Source organism: Pedobacter sp. AC163, from assembly GCF_979258665.1.
The window spans coordinates 1,191,974-1,210,074 of the sequence record NZ_OZ409872.1; the positions used below are offsets into that span (position 1 = coordinate 1,191,974).

Genomic DNA, 18,101 nt, shown 5'->3' on the forward strand with positions numbered 1-18,101 from the left:
TCAAATTAGGTATGATATCTACATTGCAGAATAATAATAGCTGAATTTTCTACCTTGTAAACCAATCTGTGTTCTAAATTTATTCTTCGAGACCACCAACTCGAGTACTGATGTTTTAATGGTTCAGGCTTTCCTGTGCCTTCAAATGGTGTAAGTTCAATTTCTTTTAATAATGCATTGATTTTTTTCAGGATAACTTTATCAACTTTTTGAAAATACAGATAATCCTCCCATGCAACATCAAGAAATAATTTATTCATCATCAAGCAATTCTTGTGGTTTGGCTAAGCCTTTTTCATAGTCTTTTAAACCCTGCTGTAATCGCAAAGCATTTTTTGGACTTCTTAATAAGTAAAAAGTTTCCTGCATGCTATCATAATCTGCTTTTGATAATACCACCACATCTTCGCCCTTTGCACGTGTTACAAACAAAGGTGTGTGATCAGAAAAAACTTTATCGAGGTAGGTTTTTAAACTTTGCCTGAATGAGGTATAGTTTGTAATTTCCATTTTTATCTTTTATCTATCAAAATTAGAAATAATAAAACGGCTGTACAAATTTTTGTACATATTTAGAATTTTTATGATTAGACCATCTTGTAAACAACTAACGTCATTATTTGTTATTTTTACGCTATGCTTATTAAGATCTATCCAGAAAATCCAAATGAAAAGGCCATCGAACAAGTGGTTGAAGTGCTTAAAAAAGGTGGTTTGATTATTTATCCTACGGATACCATTTACGGTTTAGGTTGTGATATTACCAATCCTAAAGCGATCGAAAAAATCGCCAGGATAAGAGGTATCAAACCAGAGAAAGCTAATTTTTCTTTTATTTGCCACGACCTGAAACACATTTCTGATTACATTAAACCGATTGACAACACGACGTTTAGGGTATTGAAAAAAGCGTTACCTGGCCCCTTTACGTTTATTTTCAATGCCAATAATAATGTACCCAAGTTATTAAGCTCTAACAAAAAAACCGTTGGTATTCGGGTACCTGATAATAATATCGCCCGCTGCATTGTGAAGGAACTGGGCAACCCCATTTTATCAACTTCAATTAAAGATGATGACGACGTGGTTGAATATTCGACAGATCCTGAATTGATTCATGAGAAATATGAAAACTTAGTTGATTTGGTGATTGATGGAGGCTTTGGAGACAACGAAGCTTCAACAGTAATTGATTGTACCAACGGCGAATTTGAAGTTATTCGTGAAGGCAAAGGCAACATTGAAGATTTTCTATGAACACCACTTCGAACTGAGCGTAACGTATTAAGCAGACATAAATTATTCCATATAAAATCTATTTTTCCACATTCTAGCGAATTAACATTAAATTAAACTGACTATTAGGCTTTTGCATATACATTTGTTCTAAACAAAACAAACTATATGAAAAGACCTTTACTTCTCATTTTATTCCTTTTATTTTTCTTTCCAATTTTCGCTCAGGTAACTTTGACAACATCTCCGTATGTTGAAAATTTTAATGGAATTGGAGCTGGATTACCTAATGGTTTCAACATTAGATTGAGTTCAAATGCAACGAGTTTGGGTACTGCAGCAGCATTAACGACTGCTCCAACTGCCTGGAATAACGCAACAGGCGCCTTTAAAAATTTTGCTTCAGCAACTGGCTTAACTTCAGCAAGTAGCACCACAGATCAAAATGCTGCAACAAACCGCAGCTTGGGAGTTAGGCAAACAGGTGCTATTGGCGATTCGGGAGCAGCTTTTGTATTTCAGATTGCAAACACCACAGGGAAATCGGCACTCAAATTAAATTTCGATTTACAATCTTTAGATAGTTCTTCGCCAAGAGCTGCAGCCTGGGTGATAGATTACGGTTTTGGAACAAGCCCAACAGCCTTCACCCCTGCTACGAGTACCGGAACGTTAATTACCGGTGGAAGTACATTTTCAAGCAATGCCATTATTGTAGATTTTGGTGCAGCTTTAGATAATAATGCCGGGCCAGTTTGGATCAGGATTATTACGCTTAACGCAACTACAGGATCTGGAAACAGACCTTCATCCGCAATAGATAATTTTAACCTCACATTTACTTCAGGTGGTGCAGTGGTACCAACACTTGCCGCTAATCCAAATAATATTTCATTTGGCAATCAAAACGTAGGTTCAGTTTCTGCATCGCAATCTTACACCTTAAGCGGAGCCAATTTAACAGGAAACGTGAGTGTGACTGCGACTGCCCCGTTCTCCATCTCTAAGGATAATAGCACATTTAGTAATTCGCTTAGCTATATCGCTGCAGAACTTACCGCATCTCCATTAGTTTATGCCAGATACAGTCCAACTGTAGGTGGTAGCGCAACTGGTAATATCGTAAATACAAGTACTGGCGCATCAACCGTAAATGTTGCAGTAACCGGAACTGGCCAAACATCAATCTTAACCGTTGATAAAACCTCATTGGATTTTGGTAATCAGAATGCAGGTACAAATTCTGCTCCGCAAACCTTTGTTTTAAGTGCTGCAGGCTTGACTGATGCAGTAAATTTAACTTCAACTGCACCTTTCACCTTATCAAAAGACAATGTAAGCTTTAGCGCTGCCATTAGTTATTCGCCATCAGAATTATCTACAAGTAAAACAGTTTATGCTCGTTTTAGTCCCACAGCAGCAGTAGCATCAAATGAAAATATTTCGGTTTCAAGCACAGGTGCTGGCACACAAACTATCTCGGTAACCGGAACGGGAACAACACCGCCCGCCGCCGCCACGCATGTTGTGATTTCGGAGGTATATGGTGGCGGAGGAAACGCAGCTGCAACGTATAAAAATGATTTCATTGAACTTTATAATCCTGGCAATGCGGCGGTAAGTTTGGCCGGCTGGAGCGTACAATATGGTGCGGCAACTGGAACATCATGGCAGGTTACCCCTTTAACAGGCAGTATTCCGGCCAAAGGGTTTTTCTTAATTCAACAGGCAACTGGTGCTGGTGGAACACTTAATCTGCCAAGCCCAGATGTAACGGGAACCATCAATATGGCTGGAGCGGCGTTCAAAGTAATTTTGAGTAATGCTACTGCTCCTTTAACAGGTGCAAATCCATCCGGCGCAGCCGTTGTAGATAAAATCGGTGTCGGTCCTACTGCAACCGGATTCGAAACCACGCCTACTGCCGTGTTGACCAACACAACATCCGCAGAAAGGAAAGCGACCGCAACTTCTACTGCAACTACATTGGCAGTTGGTGGCCCTGAAGAATTTGATGGAAACGGATTTGACTCAGACAATAACAGCACCGATTTTGTCATTACAGCACCAAATCCTCAAAACTCAAGTGTAAAAGAACCGACGGGCGCTAACCATGTGGTAATTTCTGAAATTTACGGTGGCGGAGGTAATTCTGGTGCCATTTACAAGAATGATTTTATCGAACTATATAATCCAACTTTATCAGCAGTAAACTTAACTGGCTGGTCTGTTCAATATGCAAGTTCAACAGGTACAAGCTGGCAGGTAACCACACTGGCAGGAAGCATTGCTCCGAAAACTTTTTATCTCATTCAGCAAGGTGCTGGAAGTGGCGGCACGACGAATTTACCCACACCTGACCGTATTGGTACCATTAACATGGCTGGTGCCGCTGGCAAAGTTTTATTAAGCAATGTACCCACTGCGCAAACGGGCGCAAGCCCTACCGGAACACAAATTGTTGATTTTGTAGGTTTTGGAACGGCTAATGCCTTTGAAGGTTCAGGCCCAACAACTGCTCCATCAAATACTGCATCCATTGAACGTAAAGCAACGGCAACTTCAGATGCGACAACATTGGGCGTAGGAGGAACCGAAGAATTTGCTGGTAACGGTTTTGATAGTGATGATAATGCGTTTGATTTTGTGGCGAAAGTGGCGAATCCTCAAAATTCGACCGTAACCGAACCCGCTTCAACTGCTGGCCCTTACTTAATCACTACACCTAAAACCCTTGCATTTAGTAATCAGGCGATTAATACGATTTCGGCATCAAAAAGTTATATTTTATCTGCCGGAAATTTAACTGTCGCAACTACACTTACAACAAGCGCACCTTATTCGATCTCAAAAAACAACATCACTTTTACGAATACTTTATCTTACACTGCGGCTGAATTAATTGCCAACCAAACCGTTTATGTGAGGTTTAGCCCAACGGTTGCCCGCGATACCACAGGAGCTATTTTGCACACTAGTCCTGGGGCAACCGCTGTTTCATTAGCACTCTCAGGACCGGCGATTGATCCCAACCAAACTGTTTTTAATTTCGAAAATTGTACAACAGTTGGAAGTGCTGCATTATCTGACGGTTTTTACCAATATAGCGTTACCGGACCACAAACCTGGGGATGTACAACTACTTTCGGTCACGATGCAAATGATGCTACCGGTACAGCCAGCGCTGGAAATGCCTTGCAAATAAATGGTTTTGCCAGTGGAAACATCTTGAATGAAGATTGGTTGATTTCTCCAGCACTTAATTTATCAACCATGAATTATGCGGTGCTTTCCTTCTGGACAAGATCTGCCTTCGCAGGAGATAAATTGCAGCTAAAAGTTTCTACCACTTACACTGGAAGTGGAAATCCTGCTTTGGCGACGTGGATTAATTTAGATGGCAAGTTCCCTGAAACAGGTTCAGATGTCTGGACGAAATCAGGAAACATCGATCTTTCAGCTTACAAAGCTACCCCGGTATATGTGGCTTTCGTTTACAATTCTACCACCTCATCGGCAAGCCGCTGGACCGTTGATGATTTTGCGGTAGTCAATTCAAATACTCCTCCACCAGTAGATATCACCACTTCTACAACGAGTGTTAATTTTGGTTTCCAGGCAGCAGGCACCACCTCGACAGAGAAATCGTTTACATTCTCTGCTGGTAACTTAACCGGAGATGTTACAGTTACTGCCCCGGCTAACTTTAGTATTGCAAACAGCAATAATGGTACTTATGCCTCAACATTAACCTATAACAGGGCCGCAATTAACAACACCTCCCCTACGGTTTATGCAAAATTTTCGCCTACAGCGGTTAACACTACTTATTCTGCCAATGTAAATATCGCTACAGCAGGTTCGGCTACAAAAATGGTTAACCTGGCTGGAAATACTTTCGATGTGGCAAATACTTTAGAAGTGGTGAACTGGAACATTGAATGGTTCGGTAGTCCGGCACAAGATCCGGCAAACGATACACAACAGGCAGCGAATGTGAAGACAATAGTTAATAACATCAGTGCAGATGTTTATGGCTTCGCCGAAGTGGTAGACACCACTTTATTTAGAAATACCGTTTTGCCTGCCGGATATAATGTTGTTTTCAGTTCTTTTGGTTCTTATGCTGATAACAAACAAGATATTGATTATCCGCTGGCACAAAAGCTGGCTTTTATGTACCGTACTGATCTGGTAAAACCGATCAGAACCTTTGGTGTACTGGAAGACACCTACAATCCTTCTATCCCATCAACGAGTGTAGATGGAACACCTTACAAAAACTGGTCATCGGGTCGTTTTCCTTTCGCAATGGAAGCGGAGGTAACGATTAACGGCAAAAAGGAAACGGTTTATTTTATTGAAATCCATGCAAAGGCGAACACGGGAACTCCAGCCGAACAAATTGATTCTTACAATAGAAGAAAAGGAGGAAACCTACAATTGAAAAACTGGATCGATGCTAATTTGGCTGGCAAAAAGGTAATCATTTTAGGCGATTTTAATGATGTACTTAATCCGGATAAAACCATTGCACCGATGCCGGCTGGAACGGGAACTTCGTATGCTGATTTTACCCTGGATGCCGCTAATTATTTCCCTATTACCTTGCCTTTGAGTTTAGCCGGCAAACAATCTACTGCGGGTTTTAATACCGTGATAGATAATGTAATCCTCACAAAAAGCCTGAATTTGAATTACATACAAGGAACGGCAGAAGTTCTGGATGCCGTTAAAAATCTGGTAACCAATTATAGTTCAACTACAACGGATCATTATCCAATCAAATCAAGGTATCTCTTCGGAAACGGCGCTCCTAACCTGAGCGCAATTGCCAACCAATCATCTTGTTTCACCACAACGAACAAAACTATTGAGGTAAGCGGAATATCTGCTGGTCCGGAAACTACACAAACCACCACGCTAAGCATCACTTCTGATAACCCGAATTTATTCGACGTGTTAACTATTGCGGCCAGTGGAGTGGATAAAGGAACAATCACCTATCGTTTTAAAAATAATGTAAATGGTTCGGCGAATATTACAGTGACCGTAACAGATAATGGAGGAACCGACTATGACGGCATCAATACAGTAAGCAGAACGTTTAAGTTGACGGAGCTTTCTGCAGCTACTGCGACTGTTTCTGGCAATACAGCAGTTTGTTTAAATGGTACTTCACCGGTAATTACATTTACGGGTGCAAATGGTACAGCACCTTACACCTTTACTTATAATCTAAACGGTGGCGCAAGCAGAACGGTGAGCACGACAGGAACAAATGCTTCTGTTACGGTATCGGTTCCAGTGAATACAGCCGGAAGCTTTGCCTATAGTTTAATAAGTGTTACCGATGTAAACTGTGGTCAGGCGCAAACGGGAACAGCTACCGTAGTGGTAAATCCGCTCCCAGTTGTTGCCATCACAGCGAATAAAGCGCTTTCGATTTCGAAAGGTGATGCTTTAATTCTTAGTGCAACTGGCGGAAACCAATACAGTTGGACGGGTGCCGACATCATCAGCGGTCAGGCGAGTTCATCAGTTACGGTACGCCCTCGGCAAACGGGAATTTATAAAGTAACCGTTACCAATTCAAGCGGTTGTGTGAGTGAGCAGACCATCACTATCACGGTTTTAGATGATTATAAACTGGAAGCCAGCACAGTCGTTACCCCTAATGGCGATGGATATAATGATAAGTTTATCGTGAAAAACATCGATTATTATCCAAATAACACGGTTAAGATTTTTGATAAAGCGGGTCGGATTTTATACACCAAACAAGCTTATGCCAATGATTGGGATGGAACGGTAAACGGAAGTCCACTTGAAGAAGGAACTTATTATTACATTATCGATTTAGGTTCTGGAATCGGCACTTTTAAGGGTTACATCAATATTATTAGAGACTAATTACAGACATGAAAGCAATTACAAAAAACATAAAGCAAATGCGTCGCGTAACGTTTCTATTTGCAACTGGTTTATTTATTTTCAGCACAGTTAAGGCGCAGATCTTACCTTTAAATGCTCAGTATTTTCAAAACCGCTACCTGGTAAATCCATCAATGGCAGGTATTAACGAAGGTTTTAATATTAACGGAAGTTTCCGCAAACAGTGGTCGAACATTCCCGGCGCACCCCTCACGCAGAGCGTAACTTTAGATCAGCAAGTTGGAAAAGTAGGTTGGGGCATTAACGTTTATAATGAAAAATCTGGCGGTTTACAACGCACAAAGGCCGTAGGAACTTTTGCCTACCACTTGCCACTAAGCGATAACGAACAACAACTGAATTTTGGCGTTTCTTTTGGGGTGAGTAGAGATCGTTTAGATTTAAGCAGCATCAGAAACAGCGATCTTAACGATCCTTCAATCGCCCGTTTTAACGATCGTGGCTCTTACCTTGATGGAGATTTTGGCGTTTCCTATACCTCCAAAGGATTAACAATAGAAGGCGCCGTTCCAAATATGCGCTCTGTTTTTAGAAAGGATGATTTAAACTATGCCAATAAACCTACTTTCTATTCAGCTATCGGATATAAATTCAGCCTTGGTGAAGGAATGAACGGCATCAGTCTGGAGCCAAAAGGGGTTTTCAGAGGAATTAAAAACTATAAGAATTTGTGGGATGCGGGTGTAAATGCCAACTTCGCAAACGATAAACTGTATGTAATGGCCATGTATCATAACACGCAAAATGCAACGGTAGGCTTCGGCGTAAACTACAAATCGTCTCTATATTTTATGGCCTATTACAACACAGCAACTTCAGCTATTAGCGGCTATACCGATGGCGATTTTGAGGTGAACATTCGGGTGAATATCGGAAAGAAAAAATAAGTAGAATAGCATAAACAAAAATTTTAGCCACAGATTCGCAGATTTAAATCTAAGAATTTGTGGCTTTTTTGGTCTATTCTTTGCCAGTGAAAGGTAGAAGGAACCAGAAACTTTTCGCTAAAAGGAACCCTTACAAAGCAGACTCCTCTACTCCTCGCTATTGCCATCCTGCTTTGCGGCATAGGAAATGATGGAAAGAGAAGCAGGTGAAACTTTTGCCCAAACGTTCAAAATCCGAATGACTAAAACAGAGGTCAGTTCTATTCTTCATCGAACCTAATCCGCTGTTGTAATTAAAGTTTCGCATGACTTATCCGACATCAGTTCCAAACCTTGATTTTTTTGTTACTTTTTGATCAAGCAAAAAAGTAAAGCCTTCTGTTTCAAACCGAAGCAAGATTTAGTAATAGCAAGCTTCAATCACCCTGTCAACACCTTTATTTTTAGAATAACTTTTTTCAATTAAGCTTATCAATGGAGACACAATGAACACAGGATTACAATACCTTGAAAAACTGATTGTTACAAAATTTTATTATATTTATTTCCTATTAACTATCCAGTTATGAAAAAAATAATTCTTCTAAGTTCAGTGGCAATAGCATGTGGAGTCTTGTTTGCAAACATCTTTAATTCGATGGTTATTGCGGCCGCCACCGACAGTGATATTCCAAATTCTGTTCTGGCTGCGAAAGCATTTTTTAAGACTGTAAATCCTGGAAATTTTTTCAAAATATTTTCACCTGCAAGTCAGTTGCTGACTTTACTATCACTCCTCATCTATTGGAAAAATTCAAAAAATATGAGATTACTTCTTGGAATCGCTTTGATTTGCTATGTTTCAGGAGATATTTTTGCTTTTACTTACTTCCATCCGAGAACCGATATAATGATGTCGCAGCCAACTCCAGACACTGAAACACTTAAAAGATTATCCTCCGAATGGAGCAGCATGAACTGGGTGAGATCAACTGTACTTCTTATAGGCGTTATATTCTCTTTTGCAGCGGTCGATAACTTTTACTCTTTGAAAAATAAGTTTCCTAATCCTTAAATCATATCTTTTTACGATTTCGTTAAGATTGAATAACATTTTCAAATAAAGATTGTTCAGGCTGTAATTGTATCTCTATTTACATAATTGCTATTTTTTCAAATAAACCGAAAACTACTCACGCAATAATTAGCTTTGCTATTACAGCACCACTATGGCAAAGAATAGAAATACAATACCCCTTGAGAATATAACTTTTAAAGAACGCCTTTCATCATTAAAAAATCTGCCCAGTTTGTTTAAGCTGGTTTGGCAAAGCAGTCCTAGCAAGACAATCATCAGTTTCATCCTTCGGATATTACGTTCGGCCATGCCGGTTGCCCTGCTTTATGTGGGCAAACTCATTATTGATGAAGTGGTGGCTTTAAGTACCAGCGCCGCAAACGGCGATATGCAATTGCTTTGGGAACTGGTAGGAGTACAATTTTTACTGGCGATTTTGAACGATGCCCTGGGCAGAATGATTAATCTAACAGATAGCTTGCTCGGCGACCAGTTTTCGAATTATACTTCCATTAAAATAATGGAGCATGCAGCTACGCTCGATCTGGATCAATTTGAAGATTCGGTATTCTACGATAAACTTGAGCGGGCAAGGCAGCAAACAGTGGGGAGAAGTGTCATGCTTTCTCAAGTGATGAGCCAAATACAGGATCTAATCTCAATGGCTTTTCTTTTAACCGGTTTAATTGCTTTTAACCCCTGGTTAATTCTCCTTTTAGTGCTTGCAATCATCCCTTCTTTTTTAGGCGAATCTTATTTTAATAGCAAGAATTATGCATTGTCTCGCAGTCAGACACCAGAGCGCAGGGAACTCGATTATGTTCGCTACCTGGGTGCAAGCGATGAAACGGCAAAGGAAGTAAAGATTTTTGGCCTCGCTGATTTCATTATCGACAGATTCAAAACTTTGTCTGATAAATTTTATCAGGACAACAGCAAGTTAGCGGTGCGCAGATCTATTTGGGGCACATTTTTCTCAATCTTAGGCACCATTGGTTATTATGCGGCCTATGGATTTATTGTTTACGAAACCGTCACCGGAAAATCGACGGTGGGCAACCTTACTTTCCTTGCTGGGTCATTTCGTCAACTGAGCAGCTTAATGGAAACAATGCTTTCGAGATTTACAATGGTTTCTCAAGGCGCCATTTATTTACAGGATTTCATTGATTTTTTTGAGATCAAGCCGAAAATTACCAAACCAGAAGCGGCGCCGCCTTTTCCAAACCCCATAAAATCAGGTTTTGTATTTGAAAATGTAGGGTTCCAATACCACAATAGCGATAGATGGGCGAACAGAAATTTAAGCTTTGAGCTCAAACCCGGCGAGAAATTGGCCCTGGTTGGAGAAAATGGTGCAGGAAAAACGACCTTGGTTAAACTTCTGGCCAGACTGTATGACCCAAGCGAAGGTCGTATTTTATTGGATGGAAGGGATTTAAAATCTTATGATTTAGACGACCTAAGGCATAACCTCGGCATCATTTTCCAGGATTATATCCGCTATCAAATGACTTTTTATCAAAACATTGCGGTCGGCAATATTAAGGAAATTGAAAATGAACAGTTGGTAAAAAATGCTGCGCAACTTAGTTTGGCAGATGAGCTTGCAAAGAAGCTGCCGGGAGCTTATCAGCAATGGCTAGGCAGGAAATTTAACGATGGAGTTGAACTTTCGGGCGGCGAATGGCAGAAGGTTGCGCTTGCCCGGGCATACATGAAAGATGCGCAAGTATTAATTTTAGATGAGCCTACCTCCGCATTGGATGCAAGGGCAGAATATGAAGTCTTCCAACGTTTTGCACAACTCACTACAGGAAAATCAGCGGTTTTAATTTCACATCGATTCTCTACAGCAAGATTAGCCGACCGGATTTTAGTGTTAGAGAAGGGAACTTTGCTCGAGTCGGGAACACACGAGCAACTCTTGAAAGCGGGAGGCAAATACGCGGAGCTATTTAATTTACAGGCTTCGGGATATAAATAAATTCAGAGCGTTTGCCAGTAAAAGAGGAACTTATATTTCCATTTAAATCAAATTAATTAATAGTCAGAAACTAAGTTTTCCTTATTTTTGTCATCATGCCGAAACTAATCAACCTAGCCGTATTTCAACGTTTTTTCCGCTCCGGACAAGTTGGCGGTTTCTTATTGCTAATTTGTGTAGCCATCTCCTTACTGATCGCCAACACCGCATCGAAGGAAGGTTTCGAAGCTTTTTTAGAAACCAAGCTCGGGTTTGGCCACGTTAATTACAGCATTCTTGCCTGGATTAATGATGCTTTAATGGCCATATTCTTTTTACTTGTGGGCCTGGAAATTAAACGTGAACTGGTTGAAGGGGAATTGTCGTCGCTAAAAAACGCGGCACTTCCGGTAATTGCTGCATTAGGTGGCATGCTGGTTCCGGCCGCAATTTATGCAATATTTAACAAAGGAGCCGAAACTGCGAGCGGTTGGGGCATCCCTATGGCCACAGATATTGCATTTGCGCTGGCCATAATTGCCATGCTTGGTAAAAACGTACCCGCTAGCTTGAAGATATTTTTAGCGGCTTTGGCCATTGTTGATGATTTAGGCGCAATCTTAGTAATCGCTATATTTTACACCAACCAAATTCATTTTGAATATTTGGCAATGGCTGGCGGAATTTTAGTATTGTTAAGCTTAATGAACTATTTCGGTGTAAAAAGCCTGATCTTCTATTTAATCCCCGGAATCTTCCTTTGGTACTTCATCCACCACTCCGGCATTCATGCCACCATTGCAGGAGTACTTTTAGCATTTACCATCCCCACAAATGAAACGGATGTTTTATCTCCTTTAGAAAAACTGGAGCACGCTTTAAGTGTTCCGGTAAATTACCTCATCATGCCAATCTTCGCCCTGGCGAACACCAACATCACCTTCGAAAAAGAGATGATTACAGGACTAGTTTCTCCTTTAGGAATGGGCATTATAGTAGGTTTATTTGCGGGAAAAACCATCGGCGTGACGTTATTTTCCTGGTTGGCCGTTAAACTTAAATTTGCAGATCTACCAACCGGAGCAGGCTGGAAACATGTCTTAGGTTTAGGCATGTTGGCAGGCATCGGTTTTACAATGTCGATATTTATCGCACTGTTATCTTTTAGCGATGCCTTGCATGTATCAGAAGCGAAGTTCGCCATATTAACCGCTTCGGTTTTATCAGGCGTAGTGGGTTTTGTGTTTTTGAAATCGTTGAAGAAAAGTGAAGACTAAGCCGAAGGAAATAATCAGCGTTTAAATCGCTTTAAGATCCCCGCCTACGCGAGGATGACGATTCGTAGAAAGATTTCTCAATCGAAAAGCTCATTTCGCCTGCCTGCTGCAGGCAGGAAATGACGAGTGAGCGAATGAAGTACTAAGAACTTCGACGTCTGCTATTGATCTTCCACCCGGCTATCCGGCATAGGAGACAATGAAAGGAGAAAACGTCAAAGCTTTTGCACAAACTTTCAATACCCACCTTGACAAGGCATCGCGTATTCTGCGATTCTTCATCGCAGCTTGTTATGCCGCAAATTAAGCTTTTACGAATTTATCCGACATTGGATCCAGGCCTTGATTTTTCGCTTCTTTGTTATCAAGGACAAAGAAGTAGGCCGCCGCCAATGAGGCGAAGAAAATCAAAGGCGAAGCCTTTACATCATTTTAGTATCCTTCAACTACGCTCAGGATGACGATGAAGGGACAGATTTCTCAATCGCGAAAAGCTCATTTCGCCTGCCTGCTGCAGGCAGGAAATGACGAGTGAGCGAATGAAGTACTAAGAACTTCGACGTCTGCTATTGATGTTCCACCATGCTATCTGGCATAGGAGACAATGGATAGATAAAACGTCAAAGCTTTTGCACCAACTTCCAATACCCACCTTACCAAGGCATCGCGTATTCTGCGATTCTTCATCGCAGCTTGTGATGCCGCCAATTAAGCTTTGACGAATTTATCCGACATTGTCTCCAAGCCTTGATTTTTTGCTTCTTTGTTATCAAGAACAAAGAAGGAGGCCGCCGCCGATGAGGCGAAAGAAAATCAAAGGCGAAGCCTTTGGATCGCTTTAAGATCCCCGCCTACGCGAGGATGACGATGGATAGAAAGATTTCTCAGTCGCGAAAAGCTCATTTCGCCTGCCTGCTACAGGCAGGAAATGACGGACGAGCGAGTTTATCTTAGGGTAGAAAACGTCAAAGCCTTTACATCGCTTTAAGATCCCCGCCTACGTGAGGATGAAGATGAAGAGACAGATTACTCAATCGCGAAAAGCTCATTTCGCCTACCTGCTGCAGGCAGGAAATGACGACCTAATTTATTATAAACATGCGCTGTAGCACGGAGGGTTTAATTCCACCCCCCGCCTAAAGCGTGATAAATATTCACCACCGCATTTAGCTGCTGTTTTTTGGTTTCTATTAATTCCAATTTAGATTGCAATGCATCCCTTTGTGTCATCAAAACCTCGAAATAATCAGCTCTGGCCGCTCTAAAAAGGTCATTGGAAATTTCTATGGATTGCGTTAACGCTACAACCTGTTTTGATTTTAGATCGTAACTCTTTTGGAGGTTCGAAATATTGGAAATTTGATTTGCCACCTCAATATATCCATTCAAGATTGTTTTTTCATAATTGAAAACGGCTTGTAACTGCTTAGCATTTGCAGTTAAATATTCTGCCTTAATCGCATTGCGATTGATTAGTGGACCGGCCAAATCTCCGGCAAGGGAGTAAATCAACGATTCTGGTGTACGTAATAAATAGGAAGGATTAAATGCCTGATAACCGATGCTCGCAGAGATCCCCAATGAAGGATAAAATTGTGCCTTCGCTACTTTAACATCTAATTTTGACGCTTCCAAATCGTATTCAGCTTGTTTAATATCAGGTCGGTTAGCCAGTAACTGAGCCGGTAAGCCGGCCTGGATTGTAGGTGGAACCAATAAACTAAAAGCATTTCGATCTCTAACAATTGGCTGTGGAAAACGGCCCAATAGGTAATTGATTTTATTTTCACTTTCGGTAATGTCTTGCTGAATATCGAATTCTAAACTTTTGGAACTCAACACTTCGGCTTCAAACTTACGTACGGCAAGCTCTGTAACTCTTGTAGCCTGTTTTTGAATTTTCATCAGTTCGAGGGCATTACTTTGAAGGGCAATATTTTGTTTTACAATCTCCAGCTGATTATCCTGTGCCAGCAATTCATAATAGGTATTGGCTATTTCTGCAATCAAATTGGTGATGACGAAATTCTTTCCTTCAACCGTAGACAGATAGCGGTCAACCGCGGCTTTCTTGGAATTGCGAAGCTTATGCCAGATGTCGGCCTCCCAATTGGCCTGCAAACCAAATGCATAATCGGGCAACACTTCCGGTACCCCTTTACCCGGAGTAATTTCAGTTGAGGCATCGCCGGCACCCGAACTGGTGTATCGACCGACTTTATCTAAACCAGCACCTACCCGATAGCCTACTGTAGGAAGCAATTCGCCTTTTTTGGCCTTAATTTCGTTCTTAGCCACTTCAATCTCCTGCAGGGTGATGTTTAGTTCCTGGTTATTTTTAAGGGCCGTATCGATCAGGCTTACCAGATTTGGATCGGTAAAAAAACTACGCCACTGTACAGCACCTGTATTGGTACTATCTATTGAGGTACTAAAACTAGCAGGTGTGTTTTTATTCTCATTACGTTGGGCAAAATCTGGCACTTTACAAGCGTTGTAAGTGGCAACAATGATAGCTAACCCAAGTATTTTATAAATTTTTTGCTTAAACATTATCTTCAATTTCTTCAGTTAACGGATGTTCTTCTTCAATTTTAATTAACTTGTGTTTGGCTGCGATGGTACCGAAAATGTAGTATAATCCTGGAATTACGATCACGCCGAATATGGTTCCGAACAACATCCCTCCTGCTGCTGCAGAACCAATGGTTCTATTTCCAATTTTACCTGGGCCGGAAGCAATCATCAAAGGAATCAAACCTGCAATAAATGCAAAAGAAGTCATCAAAATAGGTCTAAAACGTACACTTGCACCTTCCAAAGCGGCTTTTAAAACTGTGGCCCCCTGACTATGCCGCTGCGTAGCAAACTCCACAATCAAGACAGCATTTTTCCCCAACAATCCGATCAGCATCACCATGGCTACCTGAGCATAAATGTTATTTTCTAACCCCAACAATTGCAGGAACAGAAACGCTCCGAAAATACCAGCAGGCAAAGATAAAATTACCGAAAGCGGCAAAATGAAGCTTTCGTATTGTGCGGCAAGGACAAGGTAAACAAAGCCTAAACAGATCAAAAAGATATACACCGCTTCATTACCTCTGGAAACCTGATCTTTGGAAATCCCAGCCCAATCGATACCGAAGCCCCTTGGAAGCGTTTTAGCAGCAACTTCAGTGATGGCATTAATTGCCTGACCCGAACTGTAGCCGGGTGCAGATTGTCCACTAATTTCGGAAGCATTGTACATATTGTGACGCGTAATTTCAGATAATCCATACACTTTTTCCATCTTCATAAAAGCCGAAAACGGAACCATTTCATCACGATCGTTTTTCACAGAAAGCTTCAAGATATCTGCTGGCAACGCTCTGTATTGTGGCAAAGCCTGAACCATCACTTTATATTGGCGATCATATTTAATGAAACTGGTTTCGTAATTACTCCCCACGAAAGTGGAAAGGGTATTCATTGCATTATCAATCGTTACGCCCTTTTGCTGCGCTATTTCATTATCAATATTCAACATATATTGAGGAAAACTTGCGCTATAAAAGGTAAATACTGATGACAGTTCTTTCCTTTTATTAAGCTCTTTTACAAAATCATTTCCAACGGTTTCCATGCGTTTGTAATCGCCACTTCCCGCTTTATCTAATAAGCGAAGTTCGAAACCTCCTGCTGCACCGTATCCTGGAACTGCCGGCGGCTGGAAAAACTCAATAGTAGCACCAGGAATGGACTTTGCTTTTTGTTCCAGTTCTTTTATAATTTCTGATGCAGAGTGTTTACGGTCATTCCAATCTTTAAGGTTGATTAAACAGGTTCCGGAATTAGAGCCAGTACCTTCTGTTAAAATTTCGTAGCCTGCTAACGATGAAACTGATTTTACACCGTCAATATCTTCACATAGTTTTTGCAGGCGTTCTGCAATCTGGTCGGTACGTTCAAGCGTTGATCCTGGTGGCGTTTGAATAATCGCATAAACCATCCCCTGATCTTCATTTGGAATAAATCCTGAAGGTACGGTTCCGCTTAGTCCCCAAATCCCGAAGCAAAAAGCCACCAGAATTCCGAAGGTCAATAATCGGCGACCCACCACTTTGCTCAGTACAATTTCATACTTACCGGATAACTTATTGAAAGCATTATTAAAGCCATCTAAAAACCGGTCAACAGCTGTTTTCTTTTTCGGTTTCCCATGGTTGTTTTTCAACATAATGGCACACAAAGCTGGTGTTAATGTTAGCGCAACAATACCCGAAAGAATAATTGCTGTTGCCATAGTGATGGAAAACTGACGGTAGAAAATACCAACCGGACCAGACATGAAAGTTACCGGGATAAATACTGAAGCCATTAAGAAAGTAATGGCGATAATAGCACCACTGATTTCTTTCATGGCTTGTTGCGTCGCTTTTAATACCGATAAACGCCTATCGTTTTCCATCTTCGCATGTACAGCCTCAATCACCACAATGGCATCATCTACCACAACCCCAATGGCCAAAACCAAAGCAAATAGGGTAATTAAATTGAGCGTAATGCCAAACATAGACATGAAAACAAATGTTCCGATCAAGGAAACCGGCACCGCAATGGCTGGAATAACAGTAGAACGCCAATCTCCAAGGAATAGAAACACCACCAAACCCACTAAAATAAAGGCTTCAATTAAGGTGTGAATTACTTTTTCGATAGATGCATCAAGGAACTTGGAAACATCATAGCTGATTTCATAATTCAATCCCTTTGGAAAAGAAGTTGACTTAATTTCAGCCATTTTGGCTTTCACATCTTTGATTACCTGACTGGCATTACTTCCATAAGATTGTTTTAAAACAATCGCCGCAGATGGTCTTCCGTTTAAATTAGAATACAAATTGTAAGCTGCACTGCTGAAATCAACATCAGCCACATCTTTTAAACGCAACATTTCCCCATTCGGATTTGCCCGTAAAATGATGTTCTCGTAACCCTCTTTCGTATTAAAACGGCCAGAATATTTTAACACATATTCAAAAGCTTGTGACCGCTTGCCCGAACTTTCCCCAGTTTTACCAGGTGAAGCTTCCAAACTTTGCTCATCAAGCGATTTCATCACTTCATCTACAGAGATTTTATAAGCCTGCATTCTGTCGGGCTTTAACCAAATGCGCATCGCATAATCCCGATCGCCCAAAATATCAGCAAAACCTACCCCATCAATCCTTTTTAATTCGGAAAGTAAATTGATATCGGCGAAGTTGTACAGAAAATTCTCATTCAACTTTGGATCTGTGCTATACAAATTAATGTACATCAACATATTGGATTCTTCACGACTGATCTTTACACCTTCACGAACCACCAATGGCGGAAGTTTGTTGGTTACCGCAGCCACCCGGTTCTGCACATTTAAGGAAGCCTGATTGGGATCAGTTCCTAAATTAAATACCACCTGGATGGAAGCTTCACCATCATTACCAGCATCTGAAGCGATATATTTCATCCCCGGAACACCATTTAAGGCTCGCTCCAAAGGGATAACTACTGATTTAATTAACAATTCGTTATTTGCTCCAGGATATTCTGCCGTGATATTAACTTTCGGTGGCGAAATAGAGGGAAATTGGGTAACGGGAAGATAGGAAACCGATAATGCGCCTAGAAATAAAATAATAAGCGATACGACTATAGAAAGGACGGGCCTTTGTATGAACTTGCTAAACATAAAAAAT

10 protein-coding genes are annotated in these 18,101 nt (G+C 41.0%); 6 read left to right on the forward strand and 4 right to left on the reverse strand.

Annotated elements, in window-relative coordinates:
- Nucleotides 1-5: 5 nt before the first annotated feature.
- Both ACZZZK_RS04880 and ACZZZK_RS04885 read right to left on the reverse strand, forming a co-directional pair.
- Entirely contained in the window at nucleotides 6-263 is a 258-nt protein-coding gene (locus tag ACZZZK_RS04880; protein WP_463483156.1) for a Txe/YoeB family addiction module toxin, read from the reverse strand.
- On the reverse strand, nucleotides 253-510 hold the full coding sequence (locus ACZZZK_RS04885; protein WP_463483157.1) for a type II toxin-antitoxin system Phd/YefM family antitoxin: 258 nt from the start codon (nucleotides 508-510) through the stop codon (nucleotides 253-255). The genes ACZZZK_RS04880 and ACZZZK_RS04885 overlap by 11 nt, the downstream gene beginning before the upstream one ends.
- Before the next feature lie 126 nt (nucleotides 511-636).
- Between ACZZZK_RS04885 and ACZZZK_RS04890 the strand changes: the two genes are divergently transcribed.
- From ACZZZK_RS04890 to nhaA, 6 genes are all read left to right on the forward strand, one after another.
- A complete protein-coding gene (locus ACZZZK_RS04890) occupies nucleotides 637-1,257 on the forward strand; it encodes an L-threonylcarbamoyladenylate synthase (RefSeq protein WP_265799104.1) in 621 nt (206 codons plus the stop codon).
- A 147-nt stretch (nucleotides 1,258-1,404) separates the two neighbouring features.
- A complete protein-coding gene (locus ACZZZK_RS04895) occupies nucleotides 1,405-7,149 on the forward strand; it encodes a lamin tail domain-containing protein (RefSeq protein ID WP_463483158.1) in 5,745 nt (1,914 codons plus the stop codon).
- An 8-nt stretch (nucleotides 7,150-7,157) separates the two neighbouring features.
- Nucleotides 7,158-8,078 (forward strand): PorP/SprF family type IX secretion system membrane protein, encoded by a 921-nt coding sequence (locus ACZZZK_RS04900; RefSeq protein ID WP_463483159.1) that lies wholly within the window; start codon nucleotides 7,158-7,160, stop codon nucleotides 8,076-8,078.
- A 565-nt stretch (nucleotides 8,079-8,643) separates the two neighbouring features.
- Entirely contained in the window at nucleotides 8,644-9,132 is a 489-nt protein-coding gene (locus tag ACZZZK_RS04905) for an anthrone oxygenase family protein (RefSeq protein WP_463483160.1), read from the forward strand.
- A 154-nt stretch (nucleotides 9,133-9,286) separates the two neighbouring features.
- Nucleotides 9,287-11,122 (forward strand): ABC transporter ATP-binding protein, encoded by a 1,836-nt coding sequence (locus ACZZZK_RS04910; RefSeq protein ID WP_463483161.1) that lies wholly within the window; start codon nucleotides 9,287-9,289, stop codon nucleotides 11,120-11,122.
- Between the two features lie 95 nt (nucleotides 11,123-11,217).
- Nucleotides 11,218-12,378 (forward strand): Na+/H+ antiporter NhaA, encoded by a 1,161-nt coding sequence (gene nhaA, locus ACZZZK_RS04915; RefSeq protein WP_463483162.1) that lies wholly within the window; start codon nucleotides 11,218-11,220, stop codon nucleotides 12,376-12,378.
- Between the two features lie 1,119 nt (nucleotides 12,379-13,497).
- Here nhaA and ACZZZK_RS04920 read toward each other — a convergent pair.
- Entirely contained in the window at nucleotides 13,498-14,931 is a 1,434-nt protein-coding gene (locus tag ACZZZK_RS04920; protein WP_463483163.1) for a TolC family protein, read from the reverse strand.
- Nucleotides 14,924-18,094, reverse strand: a complete 3,171-nt coding sequence (locus ACZZZK_RS04925) for an efflux RND transporter permease subunit (protein WP_463483164.1) — start codon at nucleotides 18,092-18,094, stop codon at nucleotides 14,924-14,926. Before ACZZZK_RS04925 ends, ACZZZK_RS04920 begins: the two co-directional genes overlap by 8 nt.
- Nucleotides 18,095-18,101: the final 7 nt, after the last annotated feature.